This is a genomic window from Amycolatopsis sp. NPDC043885 (assembly GCF_056435685.1).
In genome coordinates, this window is record NZ_JBWKEA010000001.1 from 1076577 (window position 1) to 1103303 (window position 26727).

General features: G+C 68.5%; 29 protein-coding genes and 1 tRNA gene. 8 read left to right on the forward strand and 22 right to left on the reverse strand.

Annotated features, from left to right (window positions below; genetic code table 11):
• The first annotated feature begins 7 nt into the window (after positions 1–7).
• The 3 genes from AC069I_RS05410 to AC069I_RS05420 all read left to right on the forward strand — a co-directional run bounded on the left by AC069I_RS05410 (position 8) and on the right by AC069I_RS05420 (position 2742).
• Positions 8–805: a CPBP family intramembrane glutamic endopeptidase gene (locus AC069I_RS05410; RefSeq protein WP_478223802.1), complete on the forward strand. Its 798-nt coding sequence runs from the start codon at positions 8–10 to the stop codon at positions 803–805.
• A gap of 13 nt (positions 806–818) precedes the next feature.
• Positions 819–2030: an arginine deiminase gene (locus AC069I_RS05415; RefSeq protein WP_478223803.1), complete on the forward strand. Its 1212-nt coding sequence runs from the start codon at positions 819–821 to the stop codon at positions 2028–2030.
• A gap of 157 nt (positions 2031–2187) precedes the next feature.
• The gene (locus AC069I_RS05420) at positions 2188–2742 is read left to right on the forward strand and encodes a ferritin (RefSeq protein ID WP_478223804.1); all 555 of its coding nucleotides are present in this window, start codon (positions 2188–2190) and stop codon (positions 2740–2742) included.
• A gap of 75 nt (positions 2743–2817) precedes the next feature.
• Here AC069I_RS05420 and AC069I_RS05425 read toward each other — a convergent pair whose 3' ends face one another.
• From AC069I_RS05425 to AC069I_RS05440, 4 genes are all read right to left on the reverse strand, one after another.
• The gene (locus AC069I_RS05425; protein WP_478223805.1) at positions 2818–3660 is read right to left on the reverse strand and encodes a hypothetical protein; all 843 of its coding nucleotides are present in this window, start codon (positions 3658–3660) and stop codon (positions 2818–2820) included.
• Complete coding sequence (locus AC069I_RS05430) at positions 3657–4169, reverse strand: SigE family RNA polymerase sigma factor (protein ID WP_478223806.1); 513 nt, start codon at positions 4167–4169, stop codon at positions 3657–3659. The genes AC069I_RS05425 and AC069I_RS05430 overlap by 4 nt, the downstream gene beginning before the upstream one ends.
• 184 nt (positions 4170–4353) lie before the next feature.
• The gene (locus AC069I_RS05435) at positions 4354–4707 is read right to left on the reverse strand and encodes a DUF952 domain-containing protein (protein WP_340685963.1); all 354 of its coding nucleotides are present in this window, start codon (positions 4705–4707) and stop codon (positions 4354–4356) included.
• A 72-nt stretch (positions 4708–4779) separates the two neighbouring features.
• Positions 4780–5661: a DUF5926 family protein gene (locus AC069I_RS05440; protein ID WP_478223807.1), complete on the reverse strand. Its 882-nt coding sequence runs from the start codon at positions 5659–5661 to the stop codon at positions 4780–4782.
• Between the two features lie 290 nt (positions 5662–5951).
• On the opposite strand from AC069I_RS05440, the gene AC069I_RS05445 reads away from it, so the two are divergent.
• Positions 5952–6164 (forward strand): hypothetical protein, encoded by a 213-nt coding sequence (locus AC069I_RS05445; RefSeq protein ID WP_340685965.1) that lies wholly within the window; start codon positions 5952–5954, stop codon positions 6162–6164.
• Positions 6165–6213: 49 nt separating this feature from the next.
• A complete protein-coding gene (locus AC069I_RS05450; RefSeq protein WP_478223808.1) occupies positions 6214–7383 on the forward strand; it encodes a cytochrome P450 in 1170 nt (389 codons plus the stop codon).
• A 158-nt stretch (positions 7384–7541) separates the two neighbouring features.
• Here AC069I_RS05450 and AC069I_RS05455 read toward each other — a convergent pair whose 3' ends face one another.
• The 13 genes from AC069I_RS05455 to AC069I_RS05515 all read right to left on the reverse strand — a co-directional run bounded on the left by AC069I_RS05455 (position 7542) and on the right by AC069I_RS05515 (position 19325).
• Entirely contained in the window at positions 7542–7850 is a 309-nt protein-coding gene (locus AC069I_RS05455; RefSeq protein WP_478223809.1) for an antibiotic biosynthesis monooxygenase family protein, read from the reverse strand.
• A gap of 98 nt (positions 7851–7948) precedes the next feature.
• Positions 7949–8386 carry a type II toxin-antitoxin system VapC family toxin gene (locus AC069I_RS05460; protein ID WP_478223810.1) on the reverse strand — a complete coding sequence of 146 codons (438 nt, stop codon included), beginning with the start codon at positions 8384–8386 and terminating at the stop codon, positions 7949–7951.
• 18 nt (positions 8387–8404) lie between these two features.
• A complete protein-coding gene (locus tag AC069I_RS05465) occupies positions 8405–8704 on the reverse strand; it encodes a hypothetical protein (protein WP_478223811.1) in 300 nt (99 codons plus the stop codon).
• Between the two features lie 77 nt (positions 8705–8781).
• Entirely contained in the window at positions 8782–9708 is a 927-nt protein-coding gene (locus tag AC069I_RS05470) for a DUF4328 domain-containing protein (RefSeq protein WP_478223812.1), read from the reverse strand.
• A 35-nt stretch (positions 9709–9743) separates the two neighbouring features.
• Positions 9744–10094, reverse strand: coding sequence for a rhodanese-like domain-containing protein (locus AC069I_RS05475; RefSeq protein ID WP_125679193.1), 351 nt, complete (start codon positions 10092–10094; stop codon positions 9744–9746).
• Positions 10095–10141: 47 nt separating this feature from the next.
• Positions 10142–11773, reverse strand: coding sequence for a solute symporter family protein (locus tag AC069I_RS05480; protein ID WP_478223813.1), 1632 nt, complete (start codon positions 11771–11773; stop codon positions 10142–10144).
• Positions 11770–12114, reverse strand: a complete 345-nt coding sequence (locus tag AC069I_RS05485) for a DUF485 domain-containing protein (protein ID WP_478264902.1) — start codon at positions 12112–12114, stop codon at positions 11770–11772. The genes AC069I_RS05480 and AC069I_RS05485 overlap by 4 nt, the downstream gene beginning before the upstream one ends.
• A gap of 139 nt (positions 12115–12253) precedes the next feature.
• On the reverse strand, positions 12254–14053 hold the full coding sequence (locus tag AC069I_RS05490; RefSeq protein ID WP_478223814.1) for a sodium/solute symporter: 1800 nt from the start codon (positions 14051–14053) through the stop codon (positions 12254–12256).
• Between the two features lie 31 nt (positions 14054–14084).
• Positions 14085–14603, reverse strand: coding sequence for a DUF485 domain-containing protein (locus tag AC069I_RS05495; RefSeq protein ID WP_478264903.1), 519 nt, complete (start codon positions 14601–14603; stop codon positions 14085–14087).
• Positions 14600–15436, reverse strand: coding sequence for a LytR/AlgR family response regulator transcription factor (locus tag AC069I_RS05500; protein ID WP_478224436.1), 837 nt, complete (start codon positions 15434–15436; stop codon positions 14600–14602). The genes AC069I_RS05495 and AC069I_RS05500 overlap by 4 nt, the downstream gene beginning before the upstream one ends.
• A gap of 144 nt (positions 15437–15580) precedes the next feature.
• A complete protein-coding gene (locus AC069I_RS05505; protein WP_478231134.1) occupies positions 15581–16978 on the reverse strand; it encodes a glycoside hydrolase family 16 protein in 1398 nt (465 codons plus the stop codon).
• A 186-nt stretch (positions 16979–17164) separates the two neighbouring features.
• Complete coding sequence (locus tag AC069I_RS05510) at positions 17165–18010, reverse strand: S49 family peptidase (RefSeq protein WP_478223816.1); 846 nt, start codon at positions 18008–18010, stop codon at positions 17165–17167.
• 19 nt (positions 18011–18029) lie between these two features.
• Positions 18030–19325 carry a histidine kinase gene (locus tag AC069I_RS05515; RefSeq protein ID WP_125679199.1) on the reverse strand — a complete coding sequence of 432 codons (1296 nt, stop codon included), beginning with the start codon at positions 19323–19325 and terminating at the stop codon, positions 18030–18032.
• A 169-nt stretch (positions 19326–19494) separates the two neighbouring features.
• Between AC069I_RS05515 and AC069I_RS05520 the strand changes: the two genes are divergently transcribed.
• Entirely contained in the window at positions 19495–20610 is a 1116-nt protein-coding gene (locus AC069I_RS05520; protein WP_478264904.1) for a serine hydrolase domain-containing protein, read from the forward strand.
• A 76-nt stretch (positions 20611–20686) separates the two neighbouring features.
• Here AC069I_RS05520 and AC069I_RS05525 read toward each other — a convergent pair whose 3' ends face one another.
• The 3 genes from AC069I_RS05525 to AC069I_RS05535 form a co-directional block, all read right to left on the reverse strand.
• Positions 20687–21550, reverse strand: coding sequence for an Fpg/Nei family DNA glycosylase (locus AC069I_RS05525; RefSeq protein WP_340685976.1), 864 nt, complete (start codon positions 21548–21550; stop codon positions 20687–20689).
• Between the two features lie 32 nt (positions 21551–21582).
• The gene (locus tag AC069I_RS05530) at positions 21583–22023 is read right to left on the reverse strand and encodes a DUF983 domain-containing protein (protein WP_125679202.1); all 441 of its coding nucleotides are present in this window, start codon (positions 22021–22023) and stop codon (positions 21583–21585) included.
• A gap of 105 nt (positions 22024–22128) precedes the next feature.
• Entirely contained in the window at positions 22129–23691 is a 1563-nt protein-coding gene (locus tag AC069I_RS05535; RefSeq protein ID WP_478264905.1) for a sigma-70 family RNA polymerase sigma factor, read from the reverse strand.
• 199 nt (positions 23692–23890) lie between these two features.
• On the opposite strand from AC069I_RS05535, the gene AC069I_RS05540 reads away from it, so the two are divergent.
• Positions 23891–23963: transfer RNA gene (locus AC069I_RS05540), tRNA-Gly, on the forward strand.
• Between the two features lie 292 nt (positions 23964–24255).
• Positions 24256–25962 carry a hypothetical protein gene (locus AC069I_RS05545; protein ID WP_478264906.1) on the forward strand — a complete coding sequence of 569 codons (1707 nt, stop codon included), beginning with the start codon at positions 24256–24258 and terminating at the stop codon, positions 25960–25962.
• Here the strand turns inward: AC069I_RS05545 and AC069I_RS05550 are convergent.
• Entirely contained in the window at positions 25957–26250 is a 294-nt protein-coding gene (locus AC069I_RS05550; RefSeq protein WP_478223821.1) for a YiaA/YiaB family inner membrane protein, read from the reverse strand. The genes AC069I_RS05545 and AC069I_RS05550 overlap by 6 nt on opposite strands.
• 66 nt (positions 26251–26316) lie before the next feature.
• Positions 26317–26718 carry an immunity 7 family protein gene (locus AC069I_RS05555; protein ID WP_478264907.1) on the reverse strand — a complete coding sequence of 134 codons (402 nt, stop codon included), beginning with the start codon at positions 26716–26718 and terminating at the stop codon, positions 26317–26319.
• Between the last annotated feature and the right edge of the window lie 9 nt (positions 26719–26727).

Genomic DNA, 26727 nt, shown 5'->3' on the forward strand with positions numbered 1-26727 from the left:
GCGGCCGATGAGCTGGCTGCGTCCCGAACGCCCGGCGCTGCCGGAATTCGTGGAAGATCCGGCGCGCCGCCGCGCGATCGTCATCGAACTGGCCGTCGTCTTCGGCATCACCCTCGGCCTGTCCGGGCTGCGCAGTCTGCTGTCCCTTGTGGACTCGCTGCTGCAGCCGGTGCCGCTGGCGCAGCAACAGGCCCAGCTGAACGTTCCCCAGGCGACACTGAGCCTGGTCGACCTGCTCAAGCAGCTGCTGAGCGCCGGCCAGCTGGTCGGCTGGGGCGCGCTCGGGCTGTACCTGTTGTGGCGCGGCGGGATGAAGCTCGCGGAGATCGGCCTCGACAAACAGCGGCCGGGCCGCGATGTCGCCCACGGGCTGCTGCTCGCCGCGGCGATCGGGATTCCGGGGCTGGGGCTGTACTTCCTGTCCTACGGCCTCGGGTTCAGCCTGTCGGTGCAACCGTCCACTTTGAGCGAGACGTGGTGGCGTCCGATCACGCTGACGTTGTCGGCCTTCGGCAACGCGTTCGCCGAAGAAGTGCTCGTCGTCGCGTACCTGCTGACCAGGCTGCGGCAGCTCGGCTGGCGCGAGAACACCTCGCTGGTCGCGTCTTCGGTGCTTCGCGGGTCGTATCACCTGTATCAAGGTTTCGGCGGTTTCGTCGGCAATGTCGTGATGGGCCTGGTGTTCGGCAGGCTGTGGCAGAAGACGAACCGGCTGTGGCCGCTGATCGCCGCGCACACCGCGCTGGATTTCGTTTCCTTCGTCGGATACGCGCTGCTCAAAGGGCGAGTTTCCTGGCTTCCCTAGCTAGTGTGAAACCGTGATTGACGAGACGACTCCACCCCGAGTTGACAGCGAAGTCGGCCCCCTGCGTGCGGTGCTGCTGCACAGGCCCGGCAACGAGCTCAAAAGGCTCACGCCTCGCAACAACGACCAGCTCCTGTTCGATTCCATCCCCTGGGTGGACCGCGCGCAGGAGGAGCACGACGCGTTCGCCGAGGTGCTGCGCGGCCGCGGCGTCGAGGTGCTGCTGCTGGCCGACGCGCTGCGCACGGCGCTCGCGGACACCCGCGCCCACGCGGCGGGCGTGCACGCGGCCGTCGACGAGCGGCGGCTGGGGCCCGACCTCGCCGATTCGCTCCGCTCCCATCTGTCGAGCGTCACCCCGGCGACACTGGCCGAGGTCCTGATGGCGGGTATGACCTTCGAGGAACTGCCCGCCGCCGAGGGCGCCTCGCTGGTCCGGCTGATGAACCACCCGAACGACTTCGCCGTCGATCCGCTGCCGAACCTGCTGTTCACCCGTGACTCGTCGGCGTGGATCGGCGACCGGGTCGCGGTCTCCTCGCTGACCATGCCCGCCAGGGTCCGCGAGACCGCGGTGCTGGACCTCATCTACGCCTACCACCCGTGGTTCCGCCACGCGTCCCGCGCGTACGGCGCGCATTCGGCACCGATCGAGGGCGGCGACGTCATGCTGCTCTCGCCGGGTGTGCTGGCCATCGGCGTCGGCGAGCGGACGACGGCGGCGGGCGCGGAGTCGCTGGCGCGGTCGGTGTTCGCCGACGGGATCGCGCACACCGTGCTCGCCGTCCCCATCCAGCAGACCCGCGCGACCATGCATCTGGACACCGTCTGCACGATGGTCGACGCCGACGCCGTCGTCATGTATCCGCTTTCCCGCGATTCACTGACCGCGTTCACGATGCGGCCCACCGGCGACGGTTCCGTGAAGGTGGAAGGCCCGGCCCCATTCCTCACCGCGGCCGCCGAAGCAATGGGAATCGACCGGCTCCGGGTCATCGACACCGGCCTCGATCCGGTCACCGCCGAACGCGAGCAATGGGACGACGGAAACAACACCCTCGCCCTCGCGCCCGGCGTGGTCGTCGGGTACGAACGTAATGTGGAAACCAACGCGCGCTTGGCGGAAGCCGGTATCGAGGTACTGGCCATCACCGGCTCCGAGCTGGGCTCCGGCCGCGGCGGGCCGCGTTGCATGTCGTGCCCCATCCGGCGCGAAAGCATCTGACAGAGAAATTAAGTAAGCCTTCCCTAATCGATTTCAATTGATTAGGGAAGGCTTACTTAATTGAGGTGAACCTAGTATTGGGAATACTAACCTAATAGGGGGTACATCACCAGAGAAAAGTGGAAATCGAATATGCGGATGACGTATCGTCGAACACATGGCCCTCACCAAGAAGAAGCAACCGCGCTCGAAGTTCTACGAACTGCTGCAGGCGCAGATCCACAACGAGTTCAACGCCTCCCAGCAGTACATCGCGCTGGCGGTCTGGTTCGACGCCGAGGACCTGCCACAGCTCGCGAAGCACTTCTACAAGCAGTCCGTCGAGGAGCGGAACCACGCGATGGCGCTGGTCCAGTACATGCTGGACACCGACCACCATGTGGAGATCCCCGGCACCGGCGACGTGCGCAACGACTTCTCCGACGTCCGTGAACTGATCGAGCTCGCGCTGCAGCAGGAGAAGGACGTCGCGACCGACATCCAGCAGCTGGCCAAGGCCGCCCGCGCCGAAGAGGACTACATCGGCGAGCAGTTCACGCAGTGGTTCCTCAAGGAGCAGGTCGAGGAGATCTCCCAGATGTCCACGCTGCTCAACATCGTCAAGCGCGCGAACGGCAACCTGTTCGAGGTGGAGAACCACCTGCACCGCGAATCCGTCGGGGACGGCGGCGCCGACTCGGGGATGCCCCCGGTCGCCGGCGGCGCGCTCTGACGCACCGGCCAACGCTCCCACCACGGGAAAACCCGGGCTCTCCCCCTTGGAGAAGCCCGGGTTTTCTTCATCCCGTCAGCTGAACTGACAGCCCTGCTCGATACGGGTCAGCAGGATGCCGAGGGCCGACCCGTCGTTGGCCAGCGCGATCCGGTACGCGCTCACCGAACTGATCGGCGCGAAGTAGGCGCTGCCGTTCTTGGTGCCGCCGGGGTAGGCGGCGAGAATGTCCGCTTCGCTCGAACCGACCCCGATCCCCTCGGGGGTGTGCACCGCCCCGGCCGGGTTGATGACGGTGATCCCGTCCGCCTCGGTCAGCGACACCGAAGTCGGTCCCGGAACGGCGGTTCCTTCCACGTAACCGTAGACGCAGTCTTGCCGCCAATCCTTCGCGCGCAGCGGACCGACGGCGGCTTCCGCCTCCTCCTCGCTCATCCCGAGCCGGAGCTTGCCGAAGCCGGCCGGGGTCAGCAGCGCGCCGGTGGTCACCTTGCGCGGTGTCGGCGGGTTCGTGGCGGCGGTGCTCTTCGGCGGCTTGACCGGCCCGTCGGGGGCCGTCGACGGCGGTGACGCGGCCGACGGGTTCGGCGACGCCGCCGGGGAGGAGACCGGCGGTGCCGAACTCCCCGGCCCAGGCCGCGCCAGGCTCGACGGGGCCGCCCCCATGGTGAGCTGATCGCCTCCGGGGAAGGCCGCGCCGTTGTCCTTGTCGTGGATCGTGAAGACCGTGACCCCACCGGCCAGCAGGACCACCGCGGCGGCCATCCCACTCGTCGTCTGCATCAGCTGACGGCGGCGACGGCGACGGCGGGCGCCCGCGACGATCGTCTCGGGATTCAGCGTGGGTCCCACGCCCAGCCGCTCATCAGAGAACAGGTCACGCAGCTTCCGCTGCACGTCCTCTTCGGACATGTTCATCCCGCTTCCCTCCCTTCGTCCTTGGGCTCGATCAGGGCGAGCTTCGTGCGCAGCGACGCGATCGCCTTGCTCGCCTGGCTTTTGACGGTGCCCTGGCTGACCCCGAGCGAATCCGCGATCTCGGCTTCGGACAGGCCTTCGTAGTAACGCAGGACCATCACCGCGCGTTGCCTGGGCGGCAGCGCGCGTAACGCCTGCCACAACGGCTCGTGCTCGAACGGGTCGGCGGGGCTGTACGGCTTGGTGTCCGGCAGGTCGGCGACCAGGTTCTCGCGTTTGGTCCGGCGCCAGCGGCTGATATGCGCGTTGGCCATCGAACGGCGGACGTAGGCCATCGGGTCGCCGGTCTTGTGCTGGACGTACGACCAGCGGGAACCGATCTTCTCCAGCACGGTCTGGACCAGGTCGGCGGCGTCGTGCGGATTTCCGGTGAGGGCGTGGCCGTACCTCAGCAGACCCGGGAGGCTGGCCCTCACGAAGTCGCCGAAGTCGATGAGTTCACCCGGCACGTCACTCCTCCGGCTCTCGCCGGCCCCCCAGACGTCCGTCCCCGGTATGACCGTCGCGGCAGCGGTCACCGTATCGCCTCCTCCCGGGGTCATCCGGCCAGGTTCGCCTGGCTCACCTCTCCCGAAACGCATGACCGCCCCCACAGGTTGTCTCTTGCCGCGAACCAGTTCGAGGGACGCCTGCTCAACGCCTCGACACGGAGCCGGGAATTCTGAACGTACCGTCCCCCTGAACAGGGAATTCGTGGACGGCCACCACGGCGTTACGCGGTATCGGCCCGTACACGTGGGGGAACTGGAGGCCTGCCGGATGCGGCGGGTCGCCGTCCTCCCAGACGACGGGCGCGCCGACGAGCGCCGGGTCGATTTCCAGCAGCACCAGATCGGTGCGGCCGGGGAACACGGCGTTGGCCGGGATATGCGCCGTTCCCGGGTCCGAGCAGTGGATGAAGCCGTCGGAGCCGAGCGACGCGGCAGTGTAGACGCCGCCTTCGGGCACCGCGGCCCAGTCGGCCTTGGGGCAGATATGGAGGATCACGCACCCATCCTCGCGCATTTCGTCCTCTGGATGCGGAGCCCGCATTCAGAGGACGAAACGCGCGGGAAGGGATCAGCGGATGGTGAGCTGGCGGCCGATCAGGCCGTCGCGCGAGCGCCGTTCGGCGGCGTTGAGCGGCTCGTTGTCGAGCGACTTCAGCGCGGCCTCGAGGCGGACGCCGAGCTGTTCCTTCGCGTCGGCCCACTCGCGGGCGTGAGCCTCGGGGTCGAGATCCCACACCGGGACGAGCAGCCCGTGCGCGCGGAACGAACCGGCGTAGCGGGAACCTTCGCCGAGGCTCAGCTCGCCGGCCGCCGACAGCCGCGCAAGCGCTTGCAGCAGCAGGTTCTCCGGTTCCGGGCGGACCCAGCGCAGGTGCGCCTTCTCGCCGGCGAGCACCCAGTACGCGCCCGCGCCGAGGCGTTCGGTCGGCATGATCGCCGCGTTCGCGCGCTCGAGGGACAGCGCGACGTCGCCGCCGGCGTCAGCGTCTTCGGGGAGCCACCAGGCGAAGTCGTTGTAGAGCGTGACGTCGAGTTCGGCGTTCACGTCGAGCAGGTCCTGGAGACGGGCCTTCTCGTCGGCGGTGGGCGGCGTCGTGGTATCCGGCACGGACAGGACGTCACCCTCCTTGGCGTCCAGCACCCACTGGAGCGCGCGGCCGAGGTCGCGGCTGATGTCCGAGGACCGGGTCTGCACCTGCATCCCGACGTAGCGCTCGCCGTCGGACCGGACGAACGCGGCCGCCGCCATCGGCAGCACCGTGCCGAGCGTGACCTTCTCGCCGGAGCCCAGCGTGAGCGCCGCCGTCGCCGACGGGACGAACTCGCGCAGCGCGATCAGCTCGGTCTCCGCCGCGAGCCCCTCGAAGGGCTGGCCGACGAAGACGTCGCGCACCTTCGGCTTGCGATCCGAGGTCGTCTTGGGACCCTTCTTGCGCGAACCCTTGCCCACGTCAGCCTCCTCAAAGCTCGGTTCGGAACGCTATCGCGGGAAGGCACGCGTCTCGTAAGGCCCCCGGGGTTGGTGACGAAGGCGGCGCGGACGACACCCGGCCGACCACCGGATCGACCGGATCGGTGGGTTTCAGCGGCCATCCGGGTACCACGGAAACGTGACTGAAAACGGTTGTCATCATCCGGACGATCGAATCGCGGGTGATCAGCCTGCCGTTTCCCCCGTACCGCACCGAATACTCGATCACGGCGCCATTCCGGCGCCGTAGTGCGGAGAAGGGATCACAGATGAGCACCTCGAAGCGCCGGGCCGCCTTGGCCGCGGTTCCCGTGGCACTCGGACTGATGCTGGCCGGGCCCGCGGCAGGCACGGCTTCGGCCGCGCCGGAGCCCGGCAGAGCGGACCAGGCCCGTCATTGCCTGCTGCTGTGCGGCGGCCATCACCACGGGCATCACCATCACGGCCTGCACCTGCACCTGGGGCTTTGGCTGCATCTGTAGCTCTCTGCCGCGCCGGGGCGGCCACCCCGGCGCGGGTTACAGTCGGCACGTGTTCGACCTCGCCGACCCGGCCTTCCTCGCGAATCCGTACCCGTATTTCGCCGACCTCCGCGAGCGCGGCGAAGTCCACCGCCACGACGGCCTCGGCATCGCCGTGGCGGTGTCGCACGCGGCGTCGGCCGCCGTCCTGCGGCATCGCGGGCTCGGCCGCATCTGGCAGGACGCGCTGCCGGTGGAGCGGTTCGCGTCGTTCAACCTGCTGCACCGCAACTCGCTGCTGGAGAACGAGCCGCCCGCCCACACGCGGCTGCGGCGGGTGATCGCGGGCGCGTTCGGGCGCGGGCACGTCCAGCGGCTGCGGCCGATGGTCGCCGAGCTCGCGGACGGCATGGTCGACGGGCTCGCCGCCGAGATCGCCGAAACCGGCTCGGCCGACCTGCTGGCGCATCTCGCGCAGCCGCTGCCGGTCGCGGTCATCGCGGAACTCCTGGGCGTCCCGGTCGAGGACGGCCCGCGCATGGTCACCCTTTCGAACCACATCGTGAAGATGTACGAATACGGGCTCGCCGAGGAGAAGCGCGACGCCGCCGAAGCCGCGGCCTCGGAGTTCGTCGAATACCTGCGTGGCGTCGCGAAGCAGCGCGCGAACTCCCCCGGCGACGACATCGTCAGCGATCTTCTGCGCAGTGAGCTCACCGAGGACGAACTGGTCGCGACCGCCGTCCTGCTCCTGATGGCCGGGCACGAGGCGACGGTGAACGTCATCGGGAACGGCGTCAACGCGCTGCTGACCCACCGCGACCAGTGGGAGCGGCTGCTGGACTCCCCGGATCTGCTGGACCCGTGCGTCGAGGAGCTGATCCGCTTCGACGCGCCGCTCCAGCTCTTCGAGCGAACCGCGACCGCCGACGTCGAGATCGCCGGATTCCCGGTGGCCGAGGGCGAGAAGATCGGCGCGCTCCTCGGCGCCGCCGCACGGGACCCGAAGGTCTTCGACCGGCCCGACATCCTCGACATCGGCCGCACACCGAACGCGCACCTCGGCTTCGGCATGGGCATCCACTACTGCGTCGGCGCCCCGCTCGCGCGCGTGGAGATCGCGGCCGCGCTGAGCTCCCTCGCCTCGAAGCTGCCGGGACTGGAACTCGCCGAAACCCCGGAGCGGCGGCCCGAATTCGTGATCCGGGGGCTGCGCTCGCTCCGGGTCACCACGGGCTAGGCCGTGTCCTGTAAGTCTGTCCGATGGGCTTCGTGATCCAGGTGGTTCCTGGCGGTGCGGGCGGTTCGGCCTCGTACCGGGTTGTACTCGGCTGAGCCGCCCGTGCCGTCAGGGGACGCCTGGGCGCGAAGACCGCGGGCAGACTTGCAGGACACGGCCTAGGAGTACTCGACGACCACTTCGTAGAGCGCGGCGTTGGGCGTCGCGACCTCCGCCGCGCGTTCGGTCGACGCCTGGAACACCTGGTTCTTGCCTGCCGCCTCCCAGGCTTCCTTGCTGTCGTAGTGCGTGACGTTGACCAGCTGGAAGCGTGAATCGGGCAGCAGAGCCCGATGGAGCTTGGCGTCGCGGAAACCGGGCGCGTCCCGCATCAGCTTCGCGCGCTCTCGCCACGTCTCGACGAACTCGTCCACACGGTCCGCGGGGATCTCGAAGACATTGATGAAGGTGACGCCGTCGTCGCTCATGAGCACAGTCTCGAACCTCCAGCGAACTGGAGGTCAACGGTGACCTGGCTCACCCCGGCGGCGACGGCAGCAAAGGTCCCTTGCTCTCTTTCGGCAGGTCAGCGCGCGGTTTCGGGATAGAGCGTGAAGTGGGAAACGTGCACCGGCTTGATGTGCTCGAAATGCCGGCGGTCAACCGTCGCCACCTCTACCGTCTTCAACCGTTCCGCCGTGGCCACGACCGCGGCGTCGGCCAGGCCGAGCGGCCAATCCGAGTACTGGCGCATCAGCACGGCCATCCGCCGGAAATCGTCGTCCATGGGGTGGTAGACGGCGAACTGAGGCGAGCGCATGAGCCCTTCGATGAACGCCGCCTCGGCTTCACCGCCGAGGTACTTCTCTATGTAGTGACATACCTCGGTCAACACCAGCGACGGCACCAGCAGATCACGCGTGGCCGCGGTCTCCAGCCACGACACCACGGCCAGATGATGATCATCTTTTCGGCTGACCATGGCGATGAGCGGGCCAGCATCCACCACTATCGGGCGCGCCATCGGATTACCTGGTGCGCCTCAGGCGACATCCTGGCCGCGCACCACGGCCTTCACGCTTTCGGACGCGTCCGCAGGAAGATCGAACATCCCCAAAAAGGACGGCGGCGCATACGGCTTCGACGGCTCGTCCTTGGCTGGCTCAGGCCTGCGGATTCCATGAGCGGTGAGGCCTGTTTTCACGCCAGGGTAAAATCGCTCAGCGGCAGGCCGCGCGATCTTCGGTCTGGGGGCGGACGGTTTGTACAGACCGAGCACAGCAGACCTCGCCCGGCCGGTCTCCCCGGCGGGCAGATCACACTCCTGCTGCTCGCTGCTCATACCCCCATGTTACAGACCGATCCACTTCCAGCGGAGTGCGGAGATCCCGCATTCAAACGTTCAGTGGAGAAGTTGCGTCAGCGCACTGAAGAGGCCGGGCGCTCCCGCCGGTCCGGATCCGGCGCCCCCTCCACCTTCAGCACGCGAAGCAGCCGAAGGCGCTTCTCCGCCACAGGCGCGAGCAGGTCCGACATGCGCTTCACGAGCAGCGCCGTCACCACCGCCAGCCCTGCCGCGGCCAGGTCGGTCAGCGCGACCAGGACGACCCCGTCGGCCAAGGCCTGGACGCCGTCACGGAACCGCCAGACGATGACGAGCCCGAGCAGCACCCAGTTCAGCATCCAGACGCCCCACCAGATCAGCACGAGCCGCGACGGCTTCGGCCGGGTGTCCCGTGTCCGGCGCAGGACGGCGTGTTCGAGTTCGGCGACGATCGGCAGCACCATGACCAGGTTCACCACCGGCACCAGCACGAACGCCAGCACGTGCCACTGCCGCCTCGGCGGCCCCTCGCCGCGGGCGTCCGCGGCGGCGTGCCTGGCCACGAGCAGCCACCACACGGTGAGCCCCGACGGCAGCAGCGAAAGGATCGTCGTGAGCAGGCCGGCGGTGATCACGAAGCTGTCGGACACCGAGACGACGGACGTCGACAACGCGGAGTCGCGGCTCTGCACGAGCAGGACGTAGCGCCAGATTTCGGCGGCCGAGGCGACGACGGCGAGAGCGGCGAAGGTCCACAGCACCGGCAGGAGGCTTCGCGTGATCACCCGCAGCCGTTCCCCAGCGGTGACCTCGCCGGAGGCCGTCCCGGGGACCGCGGTCGGCCGCCGCCAGACCAGGTTCGGGAAGCCCCAACGCGGTGGGACCGGATAGGACGGCGGACCGGAGTAGCGCTCGGCCACCGGATTGCGCCGCTGCGACAAGGCGCCGGGCGGCGGCGACGCGACCCAGCGGACGCGATGACGCGTCGGCTGCCGCATCGGCGCGGGGCGCACCGGCGGCATCGGTGCTCTCGGCGGGTAGTGGCCTGGCTGCACGGTTACAGCACTTCGGGTTCGACGCCGGGATGGTCGCCGACCATCGGGCGCCCCTCCTGCTTCCAGGAGCCCATCCCGCCGGCGACGTTCACCGCGTCCCAGCCGCTCGCGTTGAGCCACGCGGCGGCGCGCGCGGACCGGCCGCCGCTGCGGCAGATCACGTAGACCGGCTGGTCGTCGGGCAGGTCGTCGAGTTCGGCGACGCGCGCGGGCAGCTCACCCATCGGGATGTGCTTGGCACCCGGGGCATGCCCGGCGGCCCACTCGTCGTCCTCGCGGACGTCGAGCAGCGCGACACCGTCCTTCGGCAGGTCACGGACGGCGACGGTCGGGATGTCAGCAGGGCTCACCACAGTCCCATCCTCGCATCCCGTCCCGTTGCGCGCGCGTGAAGAGGCACTCAATGCCGGACGGCCTTTTCCGCACCGGCGCCGGTGAGCGACCGGACCTCCATCTCGGCGTACTTCTTCTGGTTGTGTTCCTTGGACAGCACGGTGCCGAGCCAGCCGAGGAAGAAGGCGACCGGGATCGAGACGATGCCCGGGTTGTCCAGCGGGAACCAGTGGAAGTCGACGCCTTGGATCATCGAGGCGCTCTTCCCGGTCTTCGGGTCGATGGGCTTACCCGAGACCGCCGGCGAGAAGACGATCAGGACGACGCACACGCTCAGACCGCCGTAGATGCTCCACAGCGCGCCCTGGGTGTTGAACCGCTTCCAGAACAGCGAGTACAGGATCGTCGGCAGGTTCGCCGACGCCGCCACCGCGAACGCGAGCGCCACGAGGAACGCCACGTTCTGGTTTTTCGCGAGGATCCCGCCGACGATCGCGACCGCCCCGATCACCAGCGCGGTGATCCGCGCGACGCGGACCTCGCTGTCCGGGGCGGTCTTGCCCTTCTTGAGCACGTTGGCGTAGACGTCGTGCGCGAACGACGCCGACGCCGTGATCGTCAGGCCCGCGACGACCGCGAGGATCGTCGCGAACGCCACCGCCGCGATGAACCCGAGCAGGATCGGGCCGCCCAGTTCGAGCGCCAGCAGCGGGGCCGCCGAGTTGGTCGTCCCCGGCGCCTTCGCGATCACGTCCGGGCCGACGAGCGCGCCCGCCCCGTAGCCGAGTACGAGCGTGAACAGGTAGAAGATGCCGATCAGCGCGATCGCCCAGACCACCGAACGGCGCGCGTCCTTCGCGGTCGGCACCGTGTAGAAGCGCATGAGCACGTGCGGCAGGCCCGCGGTACCGAGCACCAGCGCGATACCCAGCGACAGGAAGTCGAGCTTCGTCGTGCCGGTCTTGCCGTACTGCTTGCCCGGCCCGAGCAGCGCTTCCCCGGTCTGCCCGCCCTTGTCGACGGCGGCCTGGAACAGGCTGGACAGGTTGAAGCCGTACTTCCCGAGCACCCACAACGTCATCGCGAACGTGCCCGCGATGAGCAGGACGGCCTTGATGATCTGGACCCAGGTGGTGCCCTTCATCCCGCCGATCAGCACGTACAGGATCATGATCACGCCGACGACGGCGATCACCAGGTCCTGGCCGAGATTCCCTTCGATGCCGAGCAACAGGTTCACCAGGCCGCCCGCCCCCGCCATCTGCGCGAGCAGGTAGAAGAACGAGACGGCCAGCGTGGAGATCGCGGCCGCCGCGCGGACCGGGCGCTGCTTCATCCGGAACGCCAGCACGTCGCCCATGGTGAACTTGCCGGTGTTGCGCAGCAGTTCCGCGACCAGCAGCAACGCCACCAGCCACGCGACGAGGAACCCGATCGAGTAGAGGAAACCGTCGTAACCGTTGATCGCGATCGCACCGGCGATACCCAGGAACGACGCCGCGGACAGATAGTCGCCCGAGATCGCGATACCGTTCTGCGGACCGGTGAACGCGCGGCCCGCGGCGTAGTAGTCGGACGCGGTCTTCGTATTCCGGCTCGCCCGGAAAACGATCACGAGCGTGATCGCGACGAAGATCGCGAAAATGGTGATGTTGAGCGCCGGATTGCTCCCCTGTACGCCCGCTGCCAGCGTATTCACCGTTCGGCCCCTTCGACCTCGTGCCGGATCTTGTCGGCGAGCGGATCGAGTTTCCGGTTCGCGTACCGGACGTAGAGGCCGGTGATCACGAAGGTGGACACGAACTGCAGCAGGCCGAAGACCAGGCCGACGGTGATGTTGCCGAAGAGCTTGGTGCTCATGAACTCGGTCGCGTAGTCGGCGAGGAGCACGTAGAGCAGATACCAGAGGAGGAACAGGGCCGAGACCGGGAAAACGAATACCCGGAGCCTTCGTCGCAACTCGGCGAATTCGGGGCTCGCCTGCATCTTTTCCCAGTCGGATTCCGGATCGGACCCGAGACCTTGATCGGTATCGCTCACATCGGACCTCCCGTCTGCCGCGACCATTCGATGACTTCGTTGCCACGAAAGATCATGCCCCTCTTAGGGCAGGAAAGGAGCGATCCATTTGAGTGAACGGTACGACTCTGCGTAGACGCTCGCGACTCGAAAGAGTGATTTACTTCCGGTGGCGGCCTTTGCCGGTGGTCCGTGGCTTCTCTGTCTTCTCTTCGGCCTGCCCGAACCGCGCGACCGCACGATCACGCATGAACCCGAGCGGATCGGGCGCGTGCAGCCGCAGCATGACGCCGTGGACGTCGTCCGGCCGCCCGTATCCGGTCGCCCGGCTCACCACGTAGGTGGTCAGGAACGCCGCCGGCACGGTGATCAGCGCGGGCTGGTTCGAGAACCACGGCGCCCAGCCACCGCTGTACTTGCTGACGATGTTGACCACCAGCGCGGTCAGCACCAGCCCGCCGCCGACGAGCATCCCGGCCAGCGCGCCGGGCCAGCTGAGCTTGCGCCACCAGACCCCGAGCAGCAGCAGCGGGCTGAACGTCGACGCGGCCAGCGCGAACGACATCCCGACCGAAAGCGACAGATCGTCCGCGGGCAGCAGAAGAGCCAGCCCGAACGGGATGGCCGCGACGATCGCCGTCGCCACCCGGAAATCGCGAACGCGGCCGGGCAGGACGTCGGTGGACACCACCCCGGACACGCTCACCAGCAGCCCGGAAGAACTCGACAGGAACGCGGCGAAGGCGCCTGCCGCCGTCACCGCGCCGAGGATCTGACCCCAGAGCCCGGGGAGAACGGCGGACGGCAGCAGCAGGACGGCGGCGTCGGTCTTGCCGGTCACCAGCAGTTCCGGGACGTACATCCGCGAGAGCGCACCCAGCAGCGTCGGGAACAGGTAGAACAGCCCGAGCAGCAGCAGGACGTGCACCGTCGTGCGGCGCGCGGCCTTCCCATCGGGGTTGGTGTAGAAGCGGACCAGGACGTGCGGCAGGCCCATGGTGCCGAGGAAGGTCGCGAGGATCAGCGAATAGACCTGCAGCAGATCGGTGAGACTGCCCGACCCCGGCCGGAGCCAGTCGCCGTTGGACGTGGGCGCGTCGCTGACCACCGGCACCGGGGTGCCGGCGGTGAACTTCAGCGTCGTGCCCTTCTCGACCTTGTGCCCGGCCTCCGGCGCCCACACCGCGAAACCGTTGGCACGCGCGCCTTCCACCTGTCCGTACGCCTCGAGCACGGTCACCGACGTGACCTTCAGCGTGACGTCGGCCTGCACCGAAACCGTGGTGTTCTCCGGGAACGTCGGCGGGGCGGGCTGCCCCAGCGGACGCGCGCTGCCCGGCCCACCGGAACCGAGGAACACGATGCACAGGATGAACGTCGGCACCGCGATGGCGAACAGTTTCAGCCAGTACTGGAAGGCCTGGACGACGGTGATGGCGCGCATCCCGCCCGCGATCACGTTGAACCCGACGACACAGGTCACCAGGATCGCGCCGGCCCACGCGGGCACGGGCAGGATGGTCGCGAGCGTCAGGCCCGCGCCCTGCAGCTGCGGGACCATGTAGAGGATCCCGATGAACACCACGAACGCCGTCGAGACCCGGCGCAGCATCGTCGAACCCAGCCGCATCTCGACGAAGTCCGGCAGCGTGTACGCGCCGGACCGCCGCAGCGGCGCGGCGACGAACAGCATGAGCGCGAGATAGCCCGCGGTGAAGCCGATCGGGAACCACAGGGCGTCGGCGCCGTCCTTGAGCACGATGCCGGCGACGCCCATGAACGACGCGGCGGACAGGTACTCACCGGAGATCGCGGCCGCGTTGCGCCGGGACCGCACGGTGCGCCGGGCGACGAGGAAATCGTGCGTGCTGACGGCCGACCTCGAGGAGCGATGTCCGAGGTAGAAGGTCAGGACCGCTACCAGCACGATGCCGGCCATGGCCCACGGATTCAGCTGCACGGTGTGGATCCTCGCATGTGCAGCTCCGCGGTCAGTTCTCGATCATGTCGACGAAGTCGCGTTCATGCCGTTCGGCGAGCCGGTTGTACCAGAGGCCGATGCCGAACAGGAACGGGAAAGGCGCCACGCCGAGGATCAGCCAGGGCACCGGGATACCGACGACGGTCACGCTGCCGAATGACGGGATCAGATAGAAGAGCACCGGAAGCGAACACAGGGTGACCATCACCAGCAGCGCCAGCAGGGAGGCCGTCCGCAACTGGATCTTCACCAGATCCCGGACCAGGAGTTTTCCCCAGCTGGTCTGTTCTTCGAGTTCGACCCTGGCCCGCAGGGTGCTGGTGGCCTGCCGCGGGTCGGCGAGGATCACCCGCTGCCGCTTGGGTTTCGCGTGATGTTCGGGTTTGGCCTGCTCGTGCTTCGGACCGGACGGCGCGCCGGGAACGGGTTCGACGGCGGCGCCCTCGGGCACCGCCGGTTTCCTGCTCTTGCCGAGCGTCGGGTCCGGTTCGCGGACGCCGTTGACGCGGCGGTAGTAGTCGTCGGTCACGTCGACCGGTTGGCGCCGACCAGCCTGTCCTTGAGGGCGCGCGTGTGGCGGCGGCTCACCGGCAGCACCTTCTCCTCGTTACCGATCACGACCTGATAGCCGCCCTGCCCCATGCGCAGTTCGGTGATCAGCGGCAGCGAGACCAGGAACGACCGGTGGATGCGGACGAAACCCGCCTTCTCCCAGCGTTCTTCGAGCTGGGCGAGCGGGATGCGGACCAGGTGGCTGCCGTCGGTGGTGAACAACCGGGCATAGTCGCCCTGGGCCTCGACCCAGCGGACCGAAGACCGCGGGATGAGCTTCGTGGTGCCCGCGAGCTCCACGGGGATGACCTCGTCGTCGTTCTTGACCTGTCCCAGCCCGCCTTCCGGGCCGTACTTCGGCGCGGCGTTGGCGGCGAGTTTGTCCATCACGCGCGTGATGGCGCGGTCGAGACGATCCTGCTGGTACGGCTTGAGCACGTAGTCGAGCGCGCCGAGGTCGAAGGCGTTGACGGCCTCTTCCGCGTGTCCTGTCACGAACACCAGCGCCGGCGACGGGCGCAGCGCGGCGAACACCCGCGACATCTCCATGCCGGACAGACCGGGCATGTCGATGTCGGCGAACACCGCGTCCACGATCGGCAGCCCGCGGGCCTTGCGGTCGGCCAGCCTCGGGTCGTCCGCGGACAGCAGGCGCAGCGCCTCCGAAGCGTCGATCGCCGGGTAGACCAGGGCGACGCGCGGGCTGTTGCGGAGACAGTGGACGAGTTCGTCTAGCCCTTTGGGCTCGTCGTCCACCGCCAGGACGATGAGCTTCCGGGTGTCATCGTGAGCACTCACAGTGAGACGCATCCTGCCCATTGCCGCGTTCCTTGTCCAGCCCGCTTCACGAAAGTCGAACGAAAAGGACGGCACCGGCACCCCCGCGCCTGGGGTGACCGGTGCCGTCATCTTTTCCGGTGACACGAACCGCCTCGCCGTGCCACATCTATCCCTTCACGGTGTGAAGGTGAACCAGTTGACGCTCACGAAATCGGCGGGCTGTCCGCTCGTGAAGGTCAGGTAGACGTCGTGTTCGCCGGTGACGCCGCTGATATTCGCCGGGATGGTCCGCCAGCTCTGCCAGCCGCCGGTGTTCGCGACGGCGAAGCTGCCGACGGGCGGGTTGGAGCGGCTGTCGAGCCGGACTTCGACGAGTCCGCTGACGCCGCCCGCCGCTCCGGACGCGACGCGCGCCTGGAACTGCCCGGCCGTTCGCGTCCCGAAGTCGATGCCCGGATACAACGCCCAGTCACCGTTGCCCGCGGGGCCGATGTTCTGCCCACCGCCGGAATCGGACGTGGCCTGTTTGGCGATCCCGGCCGCCTGGCCGTACGACTCCGCCTGGATCGTGCCGTACGCGCTGCCACCGCCGCCGGGACTTCCCGTGGTGGTCGTGGGGGTCGTGCCGCCGCCGCGGGTCAGGACGGTGACGTAGTCGACGAGCATCGGGTGTCCCGGCACGATCCCCGGCCCCGGCGTGGTGGTGCCGGAGTTGTTGTTCGGGAACGCGCCGCCGATGGCGACGTTCAGCAGCACGAAGTAGCCGGCGTGGTTCGTCATGTTGGCCCACGTCGTGGCGTCGACCTGGTTCTGGCTGACCGAATGGAACTGCTGGCCGTCCACCAGCCAGCGGAACACGTTGGGGCTGACGCTCGTGTCCCATTCGAAGGTGTAGGTGTGGAACGCGCTCTGACAGCTCGCGCCGGGGCAAGTGCGGCTGCCGACCAGTCCGGTGGTCTCGTTGCAGGGACCGCCGGGGTTGACGCCGCAGTGCAGCACGCCCCAGACCGTGTTGATCCCGTTGACGTTCTCCATGATGTCGAACTCGCCGACGGCGGGCCAGTTCCAGTAGTTGCCGCGATACGGCGAGCCCAGCGCCCAGAACGCGGGCCAGTAGCCGAGCGCCGCGGCGCCGGTGACGTTCGGCATCTGGATGCGGCCTTCGATCCGCAGCGCGCCGCCGGCGGGTGGTTTGAAGTTCGTGCGCTGCGTTTCGATCCGCGCCGAGGTCCAGTTGCCCGCGCCGTCACGCAGCGGCGTGATCCGCAGGTTCCCGGAGCCGTCCTGGGCGAGGTTCGCGGGGTTCGCCGTGTAGTTCTGGATCTCGCCGGTGCCCCAGTTGCCCGGGCCGCCGGGGTAGCCGTGGCCGGTGTCGATGATCCAGTTCGCGCTCGACGGGAGCGAACCCGCGGCGCCGGTGAAGTCGTCGGTGAACACGGTGGTCCAGCCGGCCGGGGGCGGCGGGACTGCGGCGGACGCGGGCAAGGTCAGGGGGACCGTGATCAGAGCCGCGCCGGCGGTGGCGGCGAGCGCGATCTTCCAGCGGCTCGTTCGGGGAGAAGTAACGGACATCGGACCTCCTCGTCAACGCTGTCGAGGTTTGTTGCCGTTCACAACAAAGCGGTATGTCCGATATGAGACCTGGTCTGAACCACTTACGCCTACCACCGTTCGGGTGAATCCCTGCCACCCCCGAACGAGAGGAAAGGTCCTTTCCTCGCAAATTTCGCAAGGAAAGGACCTTTCATTGCACGCGGGTCAGAGGCCGAAGCGGCTCCAGGCGGCCTTGGACTGAACGGCGTCCAGAAGCGCGCTCGCCGCGGCGGGCGCGCCGATACCGAGCCGCGCCAGCAGCGGCTTCTTCGGTTCGGCGATCGCGATCTCGGCGTCCGGGTACCGCTCCGTGATCACCTGACGAAGGCTGCCGACGCCGTCGATCAGGCCGAGCTCGACCGCACGGGCACCCAGCCAGACGTCCCCGGTGAACAGGTCCTCGGAGCCGGAAAGCCGGTCACCACGACGTTCGGTGACCCAGTCGACGAACAGTTCGTGGAGCTGGCCGTGCATCTTCTTCAGCCACTCGATGTCTTCCGGCTTCTCCGGGCTGAACGGGTCGAGCCGGGACTTGTTCGCGCCCGCGGTGTGCAGCCGCCGCTCGATGCCGAACCGCTCCAGCAGGCCGGTGAACCCGAACCCGCCGCTGATCACGCCGATGGAGCCGACCATCGACGTCCGGTGCGCGTAGATCTCGTCGGCGGCGCAGGCCAGCCAGTACCCGCCGGACGCGGCGACGTCCTCGGCGAAGGCCAGGACCGGCACGTTCTTCTCGTCGGCGAGCTGACGGATCCGCTCGGCGACCAGACCCGACTGCGTCGGCGCGCCACCCGGCGAGTTGATCTGCAGCGCGACGGCCTTCAACCGCTCGTGCCCGAACGCGCGCGTCAGCGCCGATTCGACGGCGGCGAGGTTGATCGACCCCCTGGCCAGGGGTGACGGGGTCGGCGTGATCACCCCGTGCAGCTTCACCACGGCGACGACGTCCTTGCGTTCACCTCGATCGCCGATCATCGGGAGACGGGAGGTCAGCTTGTCCGCAACGCTCATACCGCCAGGTTACCGACGTTCACGACGGCAGCACGCCGCTGCGCGAACCGCTCACCCCGCTGGACTCGTTCGGACCGCCCTGAGGCGGGACGGTCGCGCTGTCGGCGGAGAAGTCCGGCAGATTCGGCCGCACGCCGGGCATGAACTTCGGCACCCGCAGGGTCACCTTCATGCCGGCGCCGGGCGCCGTCTCGACCATGAGCGCGTAGTCGCGGCCGAACACCTGCTGCATCCGCTGGTTGATGTTGCCGAGGCCGACGTGCGCACCCGTGCGGTGCTGGCTGCGGAGGTCCGCGAGCTTGGCGGGCTCCATGCCGATGCCGTCGTCCTCGACGCTGATCAGCGCTTCGGCGCCGTAGTCCTCGGCGATCACCGTGACGCAGCCGCCGGACGGCTTCGACGCGAGGCCGTGTTTGACGGCGTTCTCCACCAGCGGCTGGATGATCAGGAACGGCACGACCACCGAGAGCACCTCGGGCGCGATCTTCATCCGCACTTCGAGCCGTCCGCCGAAGCGGGCGTTCTCGATGGTCAGGTACCGGTCGATGTTCCGCAGTTCCTCGGCGAGCGACGTGAACATGCCCGACGTCCGGAACGAGTAGCGCGTGAAGTCCGCGAAGTCCTGAAGCAGCTCTCGCGCCTCCTCCGGGTCTGTCCGGATCAGCGACGAGATGGTGTTGAGCGCGTTGTAGACGAAGTGCGGGGAGATCTGCGCGCGCAGCGCCTTGATCTCCGCCTGCTGGAGCTGGTTCTTCGATTCGTCCAGCCGCGCCAGCTCGAACTGGGTGCAGACGAACTGCGCGACCGCGTCGGCCATCTGCACCAGCCGCCCGCGCGTGCGCCCGACGACCAGCAGCGCCGCCTCGGTCTCGCCCTCGACGATCAGCGGCACGATCACCGCGGTCCGCATCCGGCAGGTGCCTCGGTGGTTGCACGGCATCTTGTCGTGCGCGACGACCTCGCGGCGGTGCTTGCGGATCGCGTTGCCGATGGCGTCGACGAGATCGACGTAGTGGTCGTTGGCCTCGCCGTCCCAGGACAGCAGCGTGCCTTCGCTGTCGGTGATGCCGACGGCGACGCAGTCGAGCATCTCCAGCAGCTGGCTGGTGATCTTGTCGGCGACCTGCTCGTCGAGCCCCTCGCGGAGATCCGGTGTCGCCTTCGACATGCGGTGGACGGCCTGCAGCACCGCGTTCTCCACGATGCTCGCGGGACGCCTCAGCTTGATCAGGAGGACGACGACGAGGATCGCGAGCAGCAGCGCCACACCCCAAGGGATGATCTGCGCGATCTCGAGCCCGGACACGGCGTCCATGCTCTGCGCTCGACCAACCGGGTGCAAGGTCTGCTCCCCACTTTCCGTTGAGTTGTGACAACTGAGGGTGGGGCCGACCCTACCCAAGACCGGGGCGTTGTCCCCATGGTCACTCCCCGTCGCGCCGGGAAGACTGTGCGCAGGCAATCGCTTCCGGGGGAGGAACACAATGCACGGATCGGGGAAACTCGCGGCGGGGGTGCTGGCGGGGGTCCTGCTGGCGAGCGGGACGGCGGCCGCGGCCGGGGATCCGGTGCGCGCGGCCGTCGGCGATCTGGTCGGCGAAGGGGGTTTCCCGGGAGCGGTCGTCCAGGTCCGGACCGGTGAGGCGGTCTCACGCTTCGGCGCCGGATACGCGAACCAGGCGACGCGCGAACCCGCGGGGCCGCATCACCGGTTCCGGATCGCCAGCAACACCAAGGCGTTCGTCGCCACGGTGGTGCTGCAACTGGCGGACGAAGGCTCGCTTTCCCTCGACGATCCGGTGGAGCGAAGGCTGCCCGGTGTCGTACGCGGACCTGGCTACGAGCCGGAGAAGATCACGCTGCGCACGCTGCTGAACCACACCTCCGGCGTGCACGACCCCCTGGATCCGCATTTCTTCGACCCGTACCTCGTCCAGGGGAACCGGGCGCACGTCATCACGCCGTCGGAGGTGATCCGGCGGGCGCTCGCCGACCCGCCCTCGTTCGCGCCGGGCACCGGGGTGGAGTACTCGAACACCGGATATCTGTTGCTGGGCAAGGTGATCGAGAAAATCACCCGCAACGACGTCCGCGAGGAGATCCAGCGGCGGATCCTCGACCCGCTCGAGCTCGGCCGGACGTATTTCCCGCTGTGGTCGCCGTTCCTGCGAGGTCCGCACCTGCACGGGTACGACATGCGGGGGAAGGACATGACCGTGTTCAGCCCGTCGTACGACTGGACCGCGGGCGCGATGGTGTCGACCGTCGACGAGCTCGCGACGTTCCATCGCGCGTTGCTGACAGGACGGCTTTTGGAACCCGCACAACAGGCCGAACTCAAGCGGCTGGTGCCGTACAGCGAGCTGGGTGCGTACGGCGCCGGCGTCGAGACGCTCAACCTGCCTTGCGCCGGTGGCAAGAAGACGGTCTGGGGCAACACCGGTGCGGGACCGGGGTTCTACAGCGTCTCGATGAGCACCGAGGACGGCTCGAAGCAGATCGTGCTGGCGCTGAACGTGTACGACCTCGCCGCGGACGTGCACGGCGGGCAGCGGGTGCCGAAGCCGCCGATGCCCGCGGTGATGGCCGCCCTCTGCTGACCGCGTTTAGTCCTCTGGATGCGGTACTTGCATGCGCAAGTACCGCATCCAGAGGACTAAACGCGGCAGTGACGGGTCACTTGAGCAGGCGCGACATCCGCCGGTCGGCCAAGGGTTTCCCGCCGGTCTGGCAGGTCGGGCAGTACTGGAAGGACTTGTCCGCGAACGAGATCTCGCGGATCGTGTCGCCGCAGACCGGGCACGGCAGCCCGGTGCGCGCGTGCACCCGCAACCCGGACCGTTTTTCGCCCTTGAGCCGGGCCGCGGACTGGCCGACCGACCGCGTCACCGCACTGGTCAGCACTTCGCTGATGGCTTCGAAGAGCCCGTCGAGCGCCCCTTCGGACAGCTTTCCGGTTGTGGCGTAGGGAGAAAGCTTCGCCATGTGCATGATCTCGTCGGAGTAGGCGTTGCCGATCCCGGCGATCAGAGACTGATCGGTGAGCGCCGTCTTCAACCGTTCGGTGCGTCCGGCGAACAACTTCTCGAGCCCCGTGCGGTCCAGCGAGAGCGCGTCCGGCCCGAGCCGCGCGATACTCGCGACCTCCTTCTCCGGATCACGCACGATCCAGACGGCCAGCCCCTTCTTCGTCCCGGCCTCCGTGAGATCGAAGCCCGGACCGGCGGCCGCGTCGAGGTGGACGCGCAGCGAGATCGGCCCCTTGCCGGGTTTGAGCGGTGCCGGCGCCAACGCGTCGGACCAGCGCAGCCAGCCCGCCCGGGCCAGGTGGACGACCAGGTGGAGATCACCGGCGACGAGATCGAGGTGCTTGCCGAAGCGGCCGGCACCGGTGACCTCGCGGCCGTGCAGCTCCGTCCACGGCGGGGTCGCCGTCTTCAGCACACTGAGGGACGCCACGTCGACACGGAAGATCGTCTTGCCCACCGCGTGTTCACGCAGGTGGTGGGCGAGCGCTTCGACCTCGGGTAACTCGGGCATGGCCCCAGTCTCGCGCGTTCAGGCCGCCGCGACTACTCCACCGGGTGCAAGGGGCCGTCGAAATCCGGCAGCGAGTGCTTCTGGATGGTCTTCGTGATCTTCGAGACCTCGCCGCGCACGGTGAACATGCCGCGGATGGTGCCGACCCAGCGCTCCGAGGGCCTGTCGCCCGCCAGGTCGCCCTCGGTCTCGGCGACCACGGTCCACGGGCGGCGCAGGATCCACCGCAACGGGAAGAACAACGCGACCAGCAAGAGCGCCAGCGGAACCCACGACGGGATTCTCACGTCGGCGGGGGTCCACATGATGAGCACGATCGCGAGCAGCGCCGTCACGGCGATCATCGCGATACCCGGGCCGTAGCTGCCCGCCACATCGTGCTCGAAATCGTCCGCTGTCGCGGGAGCACGCCATTCCATCTGGGCTCGGACCACCCAGTCACGGCCGTCCTCGCCGTGCACCAGCCGGTTCATTCAGTCGCCTCCCGCGCGGCCGCTCGCTCGTCGTGAGCGAGCTCCACCGTACCGTGACGGGAGCCGGATTCGCGAGAGTTCGAGGGCGATATGCCCGCTCGGGCGTTATGGGCACGTCGGGTAGTCGACACCCGGTTCCGGATAGTGGGAAGTCGGTTTCACCGGGCTCGGCTCGTCTTCCGACGGATCGCCGGACGGGGTCCCGGTCTCACTCTCGGGCGTGCCCGTCTCCGGCGAAGTGGACCCTTCCGGGTCAGTCGTCGACTCCGGCGTGCTCGACGGCTCCGTCTCGTCACGGGAGGTCGTCGTGGACGTCGGGCTCAGCGATTCCCCGGGAGGGATGTCGTCCCGTTTCGAGGTGGTCTGGTTCGTGCCGGTGCCCGGTTCCGGGACCTCGTTCCGCGGCGCGGTCTCCTGCGCCGGATTTTGCTCGTCCGGCGGCCGCACGCCGTTATCAGCACCGCCATCGCCGACCGCACCGTTATCACCGCCGCCGAGGTCCTTCCGCGACGTGCCCACACCCGGCAGGCTCGGCAGGTCGGACACTCCGAGTTCCGCGGCCTGGCCCCGCCCGGTCACGGCGGGCCGATCGCTCTTGCCGTGCATCCGGTCCTCGGCGATCCGCTGGGGCGGGAGCTCCACCGGCTTACCTTGGGCGGGCGGTGCCACCTGCGCCGGTAGCAACGCCAGCTCCGGCTGGCCGCCCCCGGACAGGCCGACGGTATGCGTCACGTCGGTGCCGAACACGGCCGGACCGGCGACGATCCCGACCGCGCCCGCGGCGGCCGTCGACGCCACCGCCAGGCCGACCTTCACCTTCGACCCGAGCAGAAGTCCCTTGACCGACGCGGCGAGCCCGGACAACGCCCCGCTCGCGTGGGCACCGGCGGCCGCCGGCACCAGCAAGGCGACGACACCGGCGTGCGCCCGCAGCGAGGAACAGACGTCACGCAGCTCGTCGTGCGTCGCCCGGCAGGACTGGCACCCGATCAGGTGGGTCTTGATCCGGCGGGCTTCGGCCCCGGTGACACTGCCCGCGGTGAACCCGCCCAGCTTCTCCACCACGGCCCGGCACGAATCCGGCCCGCGGTTCACCGACAGATGCGCTTGGAGGTACGCCGCCCGCAGCCCCTGCCGCGCCCGCCGGGCCAGCGCCGCCGTCGCGTTCGCGCTCAACCCGAAATGCGGCGCGACCATCGACGGCTGCTCGCCTTCGACCTCGGTCTGCCACAACACCGAACGCCACCGCTCCGGCAGACTCGTGAACGCCGTCGTGATCAGCGAATGTTCGGCCGTGCGGGCATGCGTGTCCGCGCCCGCCCCGGCCCGGAAGGTCAGCTCGTCGTCGCTCACCGGCACGTCACGACGCGCGCCGTGCCACTCCCACGAGACCCGGCGAGCCACCGTCAGCAGATACGCCCGGACGTAGTCCCGCGGCCCGGCGCCCCGGCGCAACGCCTGAAGCACCCGGAAGAAGGTCTCGGCCGTGATGTCCTCCGCCTCCGACCGGTCGGCGGCCAGACTGCGGGCCAGCCGGCGCACGGCGGCGGCGTGAAGTTCGAAAAGCTCCCCGAAGGCGGCGTCCTCCCCATCACGGAGACGCTGGAGCAATGCCTGCTCGTCGGATTCCGAGGCCGCCTGAAGCGGCACCGTGCCCTGCTCGGTCATCCGGCCAGGCACCTCCTCCCCGAAGGACTCACCATTCGGTCGAATGGGGACACCATACGGAGGTATGCAGCCGTCGTCACCCCTTGTACGCCAGGTGTGACACCGAAGCACCTGGAGGGGTGGGTGCGAACGGCTACAGACGGTCTGTGTATGGTGTGTCCACACTGCTTCAAACGAGTGTTGAAGCGCTGAGTGACATGCGGATGTAGCGCAGCTGGTAGCGCATCACCTTGCCAAGGTGAGGGTCGCGGGTTCGAATCCCGTCATCCGCTCGCAAGTGGGCACGGTGTGTCCAGGGAACGCCTGGACCATGACTTGCTCACCATGATTCCCGGGGGCTCGAGCCCTCGGAACCCCGCGTTCCCTATAGCTCGCGTTGGCGAGTCGGTTGTCGGGCGCGTCTCGTTCACTCGTTCTGATGGTCACTAACTGCTACAGGTTCGGTGAGTGGGGTCACACGACCGTAGTAATTCGGATTTGTGCATATGTCGACCCGCTGGCGGAGGCCCTCACCTGGGGGTTCGGTACTTTGTGGACCGGATCTTCGAGCATGGGGGAACAAGCATGAGCGAGCGCACGTCGAGCGGCGACACCGCCACCGTCGAGCCCGCCGCCGACCGTCCGCGAGCTGCCCGGTTGCCCCGCCCCGGCGCCGTGGCGCTGTGGCTCCTCCTGCTCGCCCCGATCGTGCTCGCGCTCGCCGAGGCCGTCAGGTCACCCCGGATGAACTACTGGGACTTCTGGCGCGTCATCGGCATCACCACCGACGCGAACGGCTCGCTCGACCCGGCGACCTTCACCGAGCTGTACAACGAACACCCGGTCGTCATCGTCGCGATGCTCTTCTGGGCCGACGCGAAACTCTTCGCCGGTTCCAACGCGGCCCTCGGCATCGCCACGTTCGTGCTGGCACTGGCCACCTACCTCGCGCTCTGGCGCATGCTCCCCGAGAAGCTCACCGGCCTTCCCCGGCTCGCCGTCCTGACCGCGCTTTCCCTGCTGGTCTTCTCTTCCGCCGGGACTGACTACTACGGCGCGGGCTGGATGGGCATCCAGTGGTTCGCCGGTATCGCCCCGGCCGTCGCGGCCATCGCGTTCGCCCATCGCGGCCACACCGTCCCCGCCACGATCCTCGCCGTCGTCGCCAGCCTCGGCCACGGCGCCGCCTTCCCGGTCTGGATCGCGCTCGGCCTGATCGCGTGGCTTCGCCGGGACAGGCCGTGGAAGGTGCTCCTTCCCCTGGTTCTGGGCCTCGGCGTCCTCGTCTTGTGGCGCCTCGCGACCAGTAACGAGGCAGGCTCGCCACCCGCCATCCTGGGCGCGGACACCTACTTCGGCTCGGTCGTGACCGTCCTCGGCCGCACCTGGGCGGCCTCCACGGCCGACACCGCCATGGTCTGCGGTGTCGCCATGCTCGTGGCCATCGGGCTGGCCGTCACCGACGCGGTCAAACGACGCGGGACGGCGCCCGAACAGACGGATCAGGTGAACGATTCGGGCTGGGTCGGCCTCGGCCTCCACATGGCGCTGGCGGCAGTGCTGATCGGGCTCGGGCGTGGACGGTACAGCAACATCGAGGGCCTCTCGGCCCGCTACGCGATCATCGGCCTGCTCGCCGTCGGCGCGCTCCTCGTCCTGCTGGCCGTCCGGGCACAAGGGCGCGTCCAGCGCTACCTCGTCCCGATCGCGCTCGTCGTCGGGCTCGGCACCTACGCCGTCGGATCATCGAGTGCGTACCTCCTCCGGAAGGACTATCCGACTCAGCCCGTCCTCGCGGTCGCCATGCAGACCGGCGCCGCGTCGGTCGTCAAGAAGATGAACGCCTACCCGGAGTTCCTTCCGAAGTACCAGCTTCTGGGCGTCTACCCCTTCACCCCCGACTTCACCCTCGGATGTGGTGCGGGCGGGCCGGAACTCGGATCGCGGATCGACGTGGCCGCGACGCCGGTGATCACCGGCGCGCCGAACGACGAGCGGACCGCCGGATTCATCGAAAGCCCCGCGGTCACCGGCGACACCACTCTCACCGGCTGGGCCTTCCTCGGCGGCGAACAGCCCGACTGCGTACTGGTCACCGACGCGGCGGGCACGGTCGTCGGTGGCGGTGCGGTGGGGTTGCCACGTCGCGACGTCGCGACGGAGTTCGGCACCATCACCGGCCGCGCCGGCTGGGAAGCGGTGGCGCGGCCGGGCCTGAAGGACGGTCTCGTGTTCGCGAGCCGGGAAGGCCGCCTCTACCGGCTGGCCCCCGGAGCCCCGGCCGGCTCATAGCGCGGGCGTTTTGAAGGGGTCGTGCTCGGCGAGGAGTTTGTCGACGCGAGCCTGGTCGACTCTGCTGACGACGGTGTTCTCGTCCTGCCGGTCACGAATGCATTTGGCGAGGGTGAACGCCGAGGTCGTCAGGAAGAGCATGCCGAGGGCGAGGAAGCCGCGGACCCAGCCGTCGACCGGCAGGTACCAGATGCCGATGACGACCGCGATCAGCGCCAGCCCGAACGAACACGCGGCCTGGACGAAGAACGCGACGGTGGTGGGAGGCACTGCGGAGGTTTTCGTCATGCGTACCAAGGTCGCGCCGAGCACCCCGCGATGTCTTGAGTACGGCTGCTCAAGAAGGGTTGCGATTCAGATCTCGTAGCCGTCCATCACGGTCGGCGCGACCGGTGACAGGTGGTCGTCGCCGCGTTCGGAGACCAGGCCGCGGGCCATCCGGTACACCTTGAACTCGTTGTCGTGGTCGGGATCCTGGTCGTCCCAGACGTGGAGGAGACCGTAGGAGCCCGGCGCGAGATCGCCGACGCGGGTGAACAGGTCCACCAGCTCGGGCGCGATCGCGGTGCCGTGCTTGTCCATGCCGCCAAGGTGCAGCACCGGCACCCCGGCGGCCCAGCGGAGGTCGAGCAGGTCGGCGTCGCCGAAGTCGCGGACGGCTCGGTGCACCCGCTCGACGATGCGCTCGATCAGCGCGGCGTCGTCGTCACCGGAAGGGCTCGCTTGGATGGTCACCCACCCGTGGTATTCGAACACCCGCCTGAG